Annotated in this window: 9 protein-coding genes; 6 read left to right on the top strand and 3 right to left on the bottom strand. The window is 70.3% G+C overall.

Annotated features, from left to right (window positions below; all coding sequences use genetic code 11):
• The first annotated feature begins 42 nt into the window (after nt 1–42).
• Nucleotides 43–1038, top strand: a complete 996-nt coding sequence (locus ACWCP8_RS04315) for an aldo/keto reductase (RefSeq protein WP_352265947.1) — start codon at nt 43–45, stop codon at nt 1036–1038.
• Between the two features lie 84 nt (nt 1039–1122).
• Here the strand turns inward: ACWCP8_RS04315 and ACWCP8_RS04310 are convergent, their stop codons facing one another.
• Complete coding sequence (locus ACWCP8_RS04310) at nt 1123–3402, bottom strand: N-acetylmuramoyl-L-alanine amidase (protein WP_451114072.1); 2280 nt, start codon at nt 3400–3402, stop codon at nt 1123–1125.
• Nucleotides 3403–3588: 186 nt separating this feature from the next.
• Nucleotides 3589–4566, bottom strand: coding sequence for a prolyl aminopeptidase (pip, locus tag ACWCP8_RS04305; RefSeq protein ID WP_451114071.1), 978 nt, complete (start codon nt 4564–4566; stop codon nt 3589–3591).
• Nucleotides 4567–4627: 61 nt separating this feature from the next.
• Between pip and ACWCP8_RS04300 the strand changes: the two genes are divergently transcribed.
• On the top strand, nt 4628–5122 hold the full coding sequence (locus tag ACWCP8_RS04300; RefSeq protein WP_451114070.1) for a cupin domain-containing protein: 495 nt from the start codon (nt 4628–4630) through the stop codon (nt 5120–5122).
• 51 nt (nt 5123–5173) lie between these two features.
• Here the strand turns inward: ACWCP8_RS04300 and ACWCP8_RS04295 are convergent, their stop codons facing one another.
• A complete protein-coding gene (locus tag ACWCP8_RS04295; RefSeq protein ID WP_451114069.1) occupies nt 5174–6199 on the bottom strand; it encodes a helix-turn-helix domain-containing protein in 1026 nt (341 codons plus the stop codon).
• A gap of 211 nt (nt 6200–6410) precedes the next feature.
• On the opposite strand from ACWCP8_RS04295, the gene ACWCP8_RS04290 reads away from it, so the two are divergent.
• The 4 genes from ACWCP8_RS04290 (at nt 6411) to ACWCP8_RS04275 (ending at nt 12519) form a co-directional block, all read left to right on the top strand.
• A complete protein-coding gene (locus ACWCP8_RS04290) occupies nt 6411–10268 on the top strand; it encodes a S8 family peptidase (RefSeq protein ID WP_451114068.1) in 3858 nt (1285 codons plus the stop codon).
• Between the two features lie 127 nt (nt 10269–10395).
• Complete coding sequence (locus ACWCP8_RS04285) at nt 10396–10851, top strand: MarR family winged helix-turn-helix transcriptional regulator (protein ID WP_328626767.1); 456 nt, start codon at nt 10396–10398, stop codon at nt 10849–10851.
• On the top strand, nt 10848–11696 hold the full coding sequence (locus ACWCP8_RS04280; RefSeq protein ID WP_451114067.1) for an ABC transporter ATP-binding protein: 849 nt from the start codon (nt 10848–10850) through the stop codon (nt 11694–11696). The genes ACWCP8_RS04285 and ACWCP8_RS04280 overlap by 4 nt, the downstream gene beginning before the upstream one ends.
• The gene (locus tag ACWCP8_RS04275) at nt 11656–12519 is read left to right on the top strand and encodes an ABC transporter permease (protein WP_352265940.1); all 864 of its coding nucleotides are present in this window, start codon (nt 11656–11658) and stop codon (nt 12517–12519) included. Before ACWCP8_RS04280 ends, ACWCP8_RS04275 begins: the two co-directional genes overlap by 41 nt.
• The last annotated feature ends 154 nt before the right edge of the window (nt 12520–12673 follow it).

Raw genomic sequence — 12673 nt, 5'->3', positions numbered from 1 at the left:
GCCCTTGCTTCGAGCGGACTCGAAGGCGTTGGCTTGGCGCCCATGAAGTACACGCAGCTCGGACGCACCGGACTTGAGGTCAGCCGACTCGTCCTCGGCACCATGAACTTCGGTCCGCAGACCAATGAGGCCGACAGCCACGCGATCATGGACGCCGCCCTGGACGCGGGCGTCAACTTTTTCGACACTGCCAATGTCTATGGCTGGGGCGAGAACAAGGGCCGCACGGAGGAGATCCTCGGCACCTGGTTCGCCAAGGGCGGTGAACGCCGCGACAAGGTCGTACTCGCCACCAAGGTGTACGGGAACATGGCCGCGGACGGTGATGCCTGGCCCAACCACCACAAGCTCTCCGCGCTCAACATCCGGCGCGCCGTCGACGCCAGCCTCAAGCGGCTGCAGACGGACCACATCGACCTGTACCAGTTCCACCACATCGACCGCGCCACTCCGGTCGAGGAGATCTGGCAGGCCATCGACGTCCTGATCCAGCAGGGCAAGATTCTCTACGCCGGCTCGTCCAACTTCGCCGGCTGGAAGATCGCCCAGACCAACGAGACCGCGAAGCGCCTCGGCTCGTACGGTCTGGTCAGCGAGCAGTGCCTCTACAACCTCGCCGAACGCCGCGCCGAGATGGAGGTCATCCCGGCCGCGCAGGAGTACGGCCTCGGTGTCATCCCGTGGTCCCCGCTGCACGGCGGACTGCTCGGCGGTGTGATCCGCAAGGAGCGCGAGGGCGGCGCGGCCCGTTCGGCGTCCGGCCGGTCCGCGGACGCGCTCGCCAACACCACGGTGCGCGCGCAGATCCAGGCGTACGAGGACCTGCTGGAGAAGCACGGCCTGGAGCCCGGCGAGGTGGGCCTGGCCTGGCTGCTGACCCGGCCGGGCGTGACGGGCCCGATCTCCGGCCCGCGTACGCGTGAGCAGCTGGACTCGGCGGTGCGCGCCGTGGACCTGGAGCTGTCGGACGAGGTACTGGCCGCCCTGGACGAGATCTTCCCGGGCCCCGGCCCGTCGCCGGAGGCCTTCGCCTGGTGAGCAGGGGCGCCTCCCTGTGAACACCTGAGCCCGGCTCTGCGGCACAAGCGCGCGGAGCCGGGCTCAGGTCATCGTGCGTGGCGGCTACTTGAGGTAGACCAGGCCGTCGGTGGTGATCGTCGGCCGCCCCGAGGTGGCGACGACGACGATCTTGACCGTGTGCTTGGCGCTCGTGGACCAGCTCTTCGTCCACACCGCGTCGCGGTACTTGGTGGTGGACGACTTCAGGTCGACCGTGGCCACCTTCGTGCCGTCGACATAGACGTACGCCTGGCCGGACGTACTGGCGCGCGAGACCACCCAGGCGGCGGACCGGCCGGTGAACGTCCAGGTCAGGCTCGCGCTCTTGGACGAGCTGGAGTACGACTTGCCGCCGAGATAGCTGGACGACGACTTCGTCGTCCAGGTGCCGGTCTTCGTGGCCGAGGTCTCCTGGAGGATGACCGGGGTGCCGGAGACGGAGGCGGCCGCGGTGTTGCCCGCCAGGTCGTACGCGGTCATGGACCAGGCGGTCGCCGCGCCGGATTTGGCGGTGTGCGAGGCGCTCGTGGTGGTCGGCCCGTAGGTCTTGGCGACCGGGGCGGTCAGCCGGACCTCCTTCAGGGACGCGGCGTCGGTCGCCTTCCACTTCAGGGTGAGCGGGACGGCGGTGGTGCTCACCGTGCCGGTGCGCAGGGCGAGGTTCGGCTTGGTGGTGAATGTGGGAGCCGTCTGATCGGCGATCACGGTCGAGGCCGTGGACGTGGCCGTCTTCCCCGACTGGTGCGTGGCGCGGACCTGGATGGTGTGCGTGCCGGCGCCGAGAGTGGCCTTCGCCGAAGTGGCGGTGCCCGCGGTGGTGGCGACGCTCTTGCCGTCGACCAGCAGCTCGTACTTGGAGATGAAGACGCTCGGCGTGCTCGCCGACCAGCCGACCGTGATCGCGGACTTGGAGTAGTACGACGTCCCGGACAGCGTGGCACCGGTCATCGACTTGATGGCCAGTCCGGTGACGGGGCCCGCGGCGAGGCTGCGGATCGCGGGCAGCTGCCCGTACAGCTTGGTGCCGGGGCACTCGGTCGCGAAGCCGTCGCGGTGGCCGGAGATCTGCTTGAAGGAGTACTGCGTACCGGCGGTGAACTTGGTACCGGCGAGGTTGCTGCCGGTGGCGCCCGCGGTGAGCATGGTGCTGCCCGCCGGGTCACCCTTGTACTGGCCGAGCTTCCACGCGGCGATCCGGGCCACCGAGGTGGTCACCGCGCTCGGGGCGGCCGTGTCCGTGTAGGTGCCGAGGACGGAGATACCGGTCGACTCCCGGTTGAAGCCGTAGGTGTGTGCGCCGAGGACCGGCCGGTCCACGCCGCCCTTGCGGCCCTCGAAGATCGTCCCGCACTTGTCGACCAGGAAGTTGTAGCCGATGTCCTTCCAGCCGTTGCTCTGCACGTGGTACGCGTACACGCTGCGCACGATCGCCGCGGAGTCGGCGCAGGAGTAGTCGTTGGTCCCTGCGGTGTGGTGGACGAAGACGGCCTTGACCGTGTCGTTGTACTCCGGTGCCTCCGGGCTGATCGACTCGTCGGCGCCCCAGCCCGCACGCGAGGTGATGGGCGGCTTGGGCACGGTGGACGGCGGCGCGGGCGGCAGCGTTGCGGACGGCGAGGTGCTCGCGGACGGCGAGGAGCTGTCGCTCGCCGTGGGCGAGGGGCTGTCCGTCGCCGTCTCGGAAGGTGTCACGGGCGGCGCCTCGGACGCCGGGGCGGTGTCGGACTCCGTGGCCGAGGGGGTCGGTTCCGCGGTGGCCGTCGGATCGGCCGGGGGGGAGTCGGACGGCGACGGCTCGGCCGGGACGCCGGTTTCGGCGACGAAGGCGGCCGGATCGGCGTGCAGCGACGAGCCCTTGCCGGGGTCGACGGTGTCCAGCCGCAGCCCGGCGGGCAGCTTCGCGGAGACCTTGGCGCCCGCGGTGACGCGTACCTCGACGCCGTTGGACGGGCCGACCCACCGCGGTTCGGTGGACCCGCGGACACCGGAGCGGCCCGCTTCCGTACGGCCGTCGTTGTCGGTCTCCAGCGGCGTCCAGGACGACCAGGTGCCGTTCGAGGCCGACCTGGTCCGTACCTCGACCGCTCCCGTCACCTTCGCCGCCGGGTCGGTCCAGGTGATGCCGAGCATGCTGAACGGAGCGGTGTCCCGCCTGCCGAGAGTCGCGGAACTGCCGTCGGCGGACACCTTCAGCGCCGCCTCGCGCACCTCGGCCCTGACCGGACCTGCCTTGCTGTCGGCACTGTCGCCGGAATTTCCGGTCATGCCCTGGAGCACCAGGACACCGGCCACCGCCGTCGTCGCAACAGCAGCCGTGGCCCAGAGTCTTCTCCGCGATCTCAAGTCGTATCCCTTGGGAAGAGAGTGGTGGGACAGTCAGATTCCGTCGGCTCGCGGGCAGGTTGGGGGAACGCCACGTGAAATTCCGACGAGTGAAGCAAGATCCGCCGCAGTGCGGCAGGCTGCATAGCATGCCATTGCTCTCTCCGGCCGACGGGACCGCCCCCCGCCCTCCGCCGGCCCCGTCCTCTACTGCGCGGCGAACCGGTCCAGTGCCTCCAGGACCGCCCGGGTGGTCGCCGGCCCGCCCAGATGCCCCGCCCCGCCGATCACGGTCAGCTCCGCGTCCGGCCATGCCTTCGCCAGCTCCCACGCGGTGATCAGCGGGCCGCCGAGGTCGAACCGGCCGTGCACCAGCACCCCCGGGATCCCCGCCAGCCGCCCGGCGTTCCGGATCAGCTGCCCCTCCTCCAGCCAGGCGCCGTGGGAGAAGTAGTGCGAGCAGATCCGTACCAGCGCCTGCTGCGCCCTGCCCGTCCGGCCGCTGTAGGGGGGTGGTCCCGTGTACGTCTCCTGGGAGAGCACCGCGTCCTCCCAGGCGCACCAGTCCGCCGTCGCTCTCGCCCGTACCGCAGCGTCCGGGCTCTCCATCCGCCGGGCGTACGCGGCGAGGGCGTCCGGGGTCGGCTTCCCCTCGGCCTCGGGTACCCCGGCCCGGAACAGGTCCCACGCCTCGGGGAAGATCTGTCCGACGCCCCGGTACAGCCAGTCGATCTCGCTGCGCCGGGTCGTGGTGACGGCCGGAATGACGATCTCGGAGACCCGGTCCGGATGCTCCTCGGCGTACGCCAGGATCAAAGTCGAACCCCAGGACCCGCCGTACAGCAGCCACGTGTCGATGCCGAGGCGGACGCGCAGCCGTTCCATGTCGGCGATCAGACGGTCAGTCGTGTTGTACCTCATGTCGGCGGCGGGGTCGCTCGCGTGCGGGGTCGACCGGCCGCAGCCCCGCTGGTCGAAGAGGACGACCCGGTACCGGTCCGGGTCGAAATACTGGCGCGCCCACGCCCCGCACCCCGACCCGGGACCTCCGTGGACGACGAGTGCGGGCTTGCCGTCCGGATTGCCGCAGACCTCCCAGTACACGAGGTTGCCTTCGCCGACGTCGAGCATCCCGTGGTCGTACGGCTCGATCGGCGGGTACTTCTTGTCGGGCTCACGGTCCATGGTGGCGTCCCCTGGTCTGGGTCAAAGGGTTCACACTAGGGCGGGGCGTAGCCTGGCTGCCGTGAATTCCACCGCCCGGATCCTGGCCGTACTCGACGAACTGCTCACCGAAGCAGGCCCGGAGGAGCGTGGCGCCCTTTGGCAACTGGCTGAAAATGGTCGTGAGTTGGACGCCAATCTGGTGCGTCTGCCGCCGGGCGCCGAGGTCGGCGAGCATCAGGAGGACGTCCTGGACGTCCTTCTGGTCGTCATCGCGGGGAGCGGCCGGGTCGCCGCCGGGGGCGACGTGCTGAACCTGGCGCCGACCACTGTCCTCTGGCTGCCCCGCACCTCCCGACGCGCCCTCGCCGCGGGACCGGACGGTCTGGCCTATGTGACCGTCCACCGCCGCCGTCCCGGCCTGACCATCAAGTCCTCGGTCGCGCCCTCGGCGGCGCACGAAGGCGGCGAGGCGCCCTGCATGCTGGACCGGGTCTGCCCCGGGTGCGGCCGGCTCTCACCGGACCCGGCGCCGGTGTTCTGCAGCCGGTGCGGGGAGCGGTTCCCGGAGCGCTGAGCGGTTTCCGGTACGGGCAACGGCTGCCGGATTGCTGCGCGCGCCGGGGGCCTACTCGTCGCCACCGGACACGGACGTCCTGGGCTTCACGCCGGTCACCCACCCGTTCGCCGCGGCGTGGATGCCGAACTGGAACCGGGTGCTCGCCCCGGCCCGTTCCATCAGGGCGTGCAGGCGGCGCTGGAGCGTGCGGTAACTGAGGTCGGCCTGGCGGGCTATGGCCTCGTCCGGCAGCCCGGCGGTCAGCAGGCTGACGAGGAGCTGGTCCTCCACAGACAGGGCCTGCGGGTTCTCGTCCGCCTCGTCGCCCGGGCGGAGCGGCTGGGCGACCGCCCACAAGGCCTCGAACAGCGCGGACAGGGCGTCGAGGACCGCCGAGCGGTGCAGGACGACGAAGGACGGGCTCGGGTCCGGGCCCGAACCGGCCCTCAGCGGCAGCATGGCCAGCCGGTCGTCGACGAGACCCATCTTGGTGGGTACGTCGGCCAGTACCCGGGCCTCCTCGCCCGCCTCCGCCCACATGCGCACCAGCTTCTGACGGCCGGGGATGTCGATGGAGGCGGCGTCGTACACAGCCCGGACGGTGACACCGCGGTTGAGCAGATCGAGTTCGGCCTGGTTCGGGTCCAGGCCGCCGTCGTGGTAAGGCGGTTTGTCGAAGACCCGCAGCTGGTGGCGTACGTTGCGCACCATCTGATCGCTGCGCTGCTGCACCGCGTCGGTTCCCGTGATGATCTCGATGACCTCGGCCGGGTCCCGGGTCGCGGCCGCGCGCCGGAACCGCTCGGTGAACTCCCCGGCGCGCAGCCGTGCCTTGTGAAGTTCGTCCTGCCTGTTCAACAGGAGTCCGTCCAGCGCCACTTCGGGATCGATGGCGATGTACGTGACCGGGCGCCCGTGCCGGCGGCCGACCAGTCCGGACGACTGGAGCCGGCGCAGCGCCACGCGCACCCGGGCCGGTGGGAGTCCGGCGGTGCGCACCAGGTCATCGAGGGTGACCGGCCGCCCGGACAGCAATGCGGCGTAGACGGACTCTGATTCCGGGTCGATTCCCAGCACCTCAAGCATGGCTTCCATCTGACCTTCCGTAAGGCCTCCCACAACAGGACGGGGTGTGGCGAAGACTCGCCATGGCGACCATTCGCCTGTCATGGCTGTTCCGGCATCGTGAGCCGATCCGTTTCACTTCCATCGAGCGCGCACCCGAACCGTCACGCTGCGTCAACCCGGATGGTGTTGTTCACGTCGTGATCCGGGTGCGTCCCGGCCCGCCCGCGAGAGGGAATTGATGCACATCTCGTCCGAACGAATACGGAGAACCGCCGTCACAGGGGCGGCCATTGCCGTCGTCCTGTCCCTGACCGGTCTGCCCGGTGCGGCAAGCGCGGCGCCACCCCCGTCTGGTTCGTCCCCGGCGGGCGCGGGAATACTGCCCGCGCCGAAGCAGTCGGCCCCGTCGATGCTGACGCTGATCACCGGTGACAAGGTCGCCGTGACGACCGGAGCCGACGGCAAGCAGGCCGTCGACGTCGTTGCCGCGACGGATGCGTCGAAGCACTTCCAGATCTCCAGCGGGCAGGACGGGGACCTCTACGTCATCCCCGAGGACGCGCTGGACGCCGTGTCCGCCCAGATCGTGGACCGCGAACTCTTCAACGTCACGCAGGCGTTGAAGGACGGCTACGGTGACGCGAAGACCGATGCCGTGCCGGCCATCGTCGACTTCCGGGGCAAGGAGTCCGCCGCGGGTCTCCGGCAGCAGGCCGAGGCTCTGCCCGGCGCCGAGGACGAACACACCATGCCGCGCCTCGGCCTGGCGGCGGTGCACGTCGACAAGAGTGCGGCCAAGGGTTTCTGGCGCTCCGTCAAGCCGACGGCCGACAAGGCAAGGAGCGGATCGGACGCCATGGTTCCCGGCGCCGCCGGAGTGACCAAGCTCTGGTACGACGGCCGGGCCAAGGTCACCCTGGACCAGAGCGTGCCCCAGATCGGCGCCCCCGAGGCGTGGGCGAAGGGCTTCGACGGCAAGGGTGTGAAGGTCGCGGTGCTGGACACCGGCGCCGACCTGAACAACGTCGACATCAAGTCCCGTATCACCGCCAGTCAGAGCTTCGTCCCCGGCCAGGCGGTCCAGGACGGCCACGGTCACGGCACGCACGTCGCCTCCACCATCGCGGGCAGCGGCGCCAACTCCGGCGGCAAGTACAAGGGCGTCGCTCCCGGCGCCGACCTCCTCATCGGCAAGGTGCTCGCCAACGCGGGCAGTGGCGCGGTGTCGGGGATCCTGGAGGGCATGGACTGGGCGGTCGCCCAGGGCGCCGACGTCGTCAGCATGAGCCTCGGAGCCCGGACCTTCACCCCGGGTGGGGATGTACTCACCAACGCCGTCGACTCGCTCAGCGCTTCCTCCGGCACCCTGTTCGTCATCGCGGCAGGCAACGACGGCAAGGACGGCCAGTCGACACTCGGTACCCCGGGCATCGCCGACGCCGCGCTCACCGTCGGCGCCGTCGACAAGGCCGACGCCCTGGCCAACTTCTCCTCCCGCGGCCCGCGCCTCGGCGACATGAAGATCAAGCCGGAGATCACCGCCCCCGGTGTGAACATCGTCGCCGCCCGTGCCGCGGGTACGACCATGGGCACCCCGGTCGACGCCAACTACACGTCGGCCAGCGGTACGTCCATGGCGACCCCGCACGTCGCGGGCGCCGCGGCGATCATGGCCCAGCGCCACCCCGACTGGTCCGGGGAGCGCATCAAGGAGGAGCTCACCGCCCACTCCAAGAAGTCGGACAATTACACGCCCTACCAGCAGGGTTACGGCCGCGTGGACATCCCCGCCGCCCTCGACCCCGCGCTGGACCTGTCGGGTACGGGCGACTTCGGTCTGGTCGAGTGGCAGAAGGGCACGTACGAGAAGGAGACCCGCACCGTCACCATCCACAACTCCACCTCGTCCGTGGCCACGCTGGACCTCGCCGCCTCGGTCAAGGGAGCCGACGGGACCGCGCTGCCCGACGGCGCGCTGACCCTGTCGGGCCCCGACGTGACCGGTGGCAAGGTCACCGTCCCGGCCGGCGGAAACAGTGAGGTGACCGTCACCCTCGACCCGAACGGGCTGAAGACCGGCCAGTTCAGCGGCTACATCACCGCGACCGGCACCGACGGCGAGTCGGTGCACACCCCGGTCGGCTTCGTGATGGCCGTCGAGCAGCACGATGTCACGGTCAAGTTCACCGACCGGTTCGGCAAGACCCCCGGACGGGTCGCCCTGACCCTCCACGGCATGAACAACTCCACCTTCAGGAACATCTCCCTGGTTGGTCAGGGCTCCACGACCATCACGTTGCCCGTCGGCGCGTACTCCGTCGAGGGCCTCACCTACACGGAAGCCCCCGGCGACCCGACCCGCACCTACGCGATCGACGGCTTCTCCATCCCCGACATCGACGTCACGGACCAGGACGTGACCCGCAGTGTCGACGGCACCAAGGCGACCGACTTCACCGTGAAGGTCACCGGTGAGAAGCGCCCGCTGGAGAACGCCTCGTGGATGATGCTCGTCAACCGCAGCGACGGAGCCGGCGGTCACAACAACACCCTCGGCGAAGCCGGTCTCATCAACGGTTCCGACTCGAAGATCGGCGCCGTGCCCACCGAGCAGCCCACCACCGGTGACCTGCATCTGTTCAACGCCCTCACCCAGCGTGAGCCGATCACGCAGCTCAGCGTCACCAGCCCCGAGCGCATCTCCGTCCCCGTGGTGACACCTGGGTTCGCCCAGCGCTTCGAGGGCACGAAGGACCTGCGGCTGGCCGACGCGGGCAGCGGAACCGCCGAGGACATCGCCGCTGCCGACCTCAAGGGCCGGGCCGCGCTCATCACCGTGGCCAACCCGCGCAAGATGGACGACGAGGTCCGCCGCGCCACGGCGGCCGGAGCCACCGCGGTGATCGCGGCGTCGGCGAAGCAGGGTCCGTTGTTCAACGGGTCGCTCGCCGCCGACCAGACCATCCCGGTCGCGATCGCGAGCCACGACAACGGCGAGAAGCTGCGCACCCTGCTCGGCAAGGGCAACGTCTCCATCGCCCTCAAGGGTGTTCTCGAGTCCGGCTACGCCTACCACATGCCGCTCAGCACGAGCGGCATCCCGGCCGACCTGACCAGGACCGTGGACGCCGCCGACTTCGTCAAGGTCCGCAGCGCCTACCACGCCGACGGCGTACGTCATCAGGGCGCCGAAACCCTGCACAGCTGGGCCCCGGGCCAGCCGACCTCGTTCCGTGCCGCCCAGCCCCTCAACATGGGCGCCACCAGGGACGACTACCAGCTGGCGGGCTCCAGCCTCACGTACCTGCGGGTGGTGTACCCCAGCACCGCGTACCAGGCGTACATGACGGGCCCCCGTACCACGTACACGACCGCCGGCAAGACCTACCGGGAGGACTGGCTCGCCGCGCCGATGCATCCGCCGATGGAAGACCCGTCGTTCTGCGCCTTCTGCCGCAGTGACGTCTGGACCCGGACCACGGGCACCATCGCCGGCGACAGCGACCCGACCCACTCGATGACGACCGGACCCACCAGTACCTGGACGTTCTACCGCAACGGTGAGCAGATCACCGACACGACCAAGGTGATGGTCCCGGAGAAGGCCCAGTACCGGTTCGTCCAGGAGGTCGTCCGGGCCAAGGACTACCCGGGCGTCACGCTGGGCGGCAAGGTCCGCACGGAGTGGAACTTCGCCTCGGCGGCGCCGACCACCATGGCCGTCAAGGGCTGCGAGAAGTTCGTCAAGCTCTGTGAGTCCCTGCCGGTCGTCATGCTCGGTTACGACGTCCCCCTGGACATCCTCAACCAGGCACCGGCGAACAGCCCGTACACGTTCACCGTGAACGCGGGGCGGCCCAAGGGCTGGTCCGGGTCCACCGCGATGGCGGGTGCCAAGGTCTCCGTCTCGTACGACGACGGCGCCACCTGGGAGAACGCCAAGATCATGCGCGAGGACGACAACTCCTTCCAGGCGTCGGTACATCACCCGAAGGTTGCGGACACCAACGGGTACGTGACCCTGCGGACCGAGGTGTGGGACGCCGCGGGCAACCGCACCGTCCAGACGATCAACCGGGCGTACGCACTGAAGTAGGCGCCCGCCGGAGTTCTGCGACTCGGGGCCGCCGCCTCCCGCCCCAGTGCGGGAGGCGGCGGCCCTCCGTCGGACTGTGACAGTCGCGCCCCGGCCGATACCTCGCACACAGAGTTAAAATGGATGCGTGGCGGCAGGTGATCTACCTGATGAGCTCGCCGGACTTCTGCCCCGCATCCAGAGGCTCGCCCGGCGACGGCTGTGGAGCGGGCTGCCCCCACCCCGGCTGCGTGGGGCGCACGCTGAGCTGCTCCGTCTCGTCGCCGCCGGACCCGGTATCCGGGTCTCCGCCGCCGCGCACGACCTCTGCCTCGCGGCCAACTCCGTCAGCACCCTGGTCAACCACCTGGTCGCGCAAGGGCTGTTGCGGCGGGAGACCGACCCCGGTGACGGGCGTGCCGCACTGCTGTACCCGACTCCCGCAGGCGTCGCGCGGCTGCGCGAGTGGCGTGCCCGGCGCGACGCGCTCTTCCGTGAACACGTCGCGAAGCTCGACGCGGCCGACCGGGCCGCGCTGACCGCCGCGCTCCCGTCACTGCGCAGACTCGCCGACTCATTGCGCGAAGGGGAGGAGCCCCCGTGACCCCCGCTCTCAGCTGCACCGGTCTGACCTACTCCTTCGGTACGTCGAAAGCCGTCGACGGTCTGGACCTGCTCGTCCACCCCGGCGAGGTTTTCGGCCTGCTCGGGCCCAACGGCGCGGGCAAGACGACCACCATGCGCGCGATCACCACCCTGCTGCCCGTGCCGTCCGGTGTCATCGAGGTGTTCGGCCATGACGCGGCCCGGCAGAAGATGGCCGTACGGCGCCTGCTCGGCTACGTACCGCAGCAACTGTCGGCCGACGCCGGTCTCACCGGCCGGGAGAACGTCGCCCTCTTCGCCCGCGTCTTCGACGTGCCTCGCCGCCAGCGCGCGGCCCGGGTCGGACAGGCGCTGGACGCGGTCGGCCTCGGCCCCCAGGCGCACCGGCTCGCCGCCACATACTCCGGCGGCATGGTGCGCCGCCTCGAACTGGCCCAGGCCCTGGTCAGCGCGCCCCGCCTGATGATCCTGGACGAGCCGACCATCGGCCTGGACCCGATCGCGCGCGACAGCGTCTGGGACCGCATCACCGAGATCCGGACCGGCACGGGGATGACCGTGCTGGTCACCACCCACTCCATGGACGAGGCCGATCAGCGCTGCGACCGGCTGGCCCTCATGCACCTCGGCAGACTCCGCGCGCTCGGCACGCCCGCCGAGCTCAAGGCCGAACTGATCGCGCACCGCCGGGAGTCCGGCGAGACCGCCCTGCCGCCGCCGACCCTGGAGGACGTCTTCCGTTACCACTCCGGAAGCGGCCTGGACGACCCCGGTTCTCCCGGGGAGAAGGGAGCCTTCAACGATGTCCTCCGTACCCGTCGCACCGCGTCCCGCCGCGGCTGAACCCGGCTCGTCCGACCGCCGCTTCGCCCTCCTCCTGGAACCGCCGCCCGCCCGCACGGGCTGGCGCGTCGTCCCCGCGCGGGTCGCGGCGATGTGCGCCGTCGAACTGCAGAAGCTGCGCCACGACCGCGCCGAGATCTACACCCGCGCCGTCCAGCCCGCGCTCTGGCTGCTGATCTTCGGCCAGACGTTCTCCCGTATCCACGCCATCCCCACCGGCGGCGTTCCGTATCTCGACTTCCTGGCGCCCGGGATCATCGCCCAGTCCGCCATGTTCATCGCGATCTTCTACGGCATCATGATCATCTGGGAGCGCGACTCCGGCGTCCTCACCAAACTCATGGTCACGCCGACGCCCAGGACCGCCCTAGTGGCCGGCAAGGCCTTCGCCGCCGGGGTGAAAGCCGTGATCCAGGCGGCGGTCGTCATCGTGATCGCCGTGGCGCTCGGCGTCGGTATGACCTGGAACCCGCTGCGACTGCTGGGCGTGGTCGTCGTGGTCGTCCTCGCCTCCGCGTTCTTCTCCTGCCTGTCGATGTCGATCGCCGGGATCGTCCTCACCCGCGACCGGCTGATGGGCATCGGCCAGGCCATCACCATGCCGCTGTTCTTCGCCTCCAACGCGCTCTACCCGGTCGCGCTGATGCCCGGCTGGCTCCAGGCGATCAGCAGGGCGAACCCGCTGAGTTACCAGGTCGACGCCCTGCGCGGACTGCTCATCGGTACGCCCGCCCACCTCGGGCTCGACTTTGCGGTACTCGTCCTCGCCGCATGCGTCGGCATCGCCGCCGCCGGTTCGCTCCTCGGCCGGCTCGCCCGCTGACCGCGTCGTACGACGGTTCTCGACGGTACGGGCCCGATCCGGGGCCGGGGCGCCGGCGGCGGTGCGGCCAGGCGGCGATTGCGGGAATGCCCGCTGCCCCTCCTCCGAGCGGCTGATGCTCGGGCCCGGCACCGGCAACCAGCTGGTGCCGTGA

This window comes from Streptomyces sp. NPDC002206 (assembly GCF_053593595.1).
The sequence above is the reverse complement of the archived record's forward strand: the minus strand, read 5'-3'. Positions and strand labels throughout refer to the sequence as shown.

Coding starts and splice junctions, on each gene's coding strand:
- ACWCP8_RS04275 (WP_352265940.1), top strand. CDS start 11,656: ATGTCCTCCGTACCCGTCGCACCGCGTCCCGCCGCGGCTGAACCCGGC.
- ACWCP8_RS04290 (WP_451114068.1), top strand. CDS start 6,411: ATGCACATCTCGTCCGAACGAATACGGAGAACCGCCGTCACAGGGGCG.
- ACWCP8_RS04295 (WP_451114069.1), bottom strand. CDS start 6,199: ATGGAAGCCATGCTTGAGGTGCTGGGAATCGACCCGGAATCAGAGTCC.
- pip (WP_451114071.1), bottom strand. CDS start 4,566: ATGGACCGTGAGCCCGACAAGAAGTACCCGCCGATCGAGCCGTACGAC.
- ACWCP8_RS04315 (WP_352265947.1), top strand. CDS start 43: ATGAAGTACACGCAGCTCGGACGCACCGGACTTGAGGTCAGCCGACTC.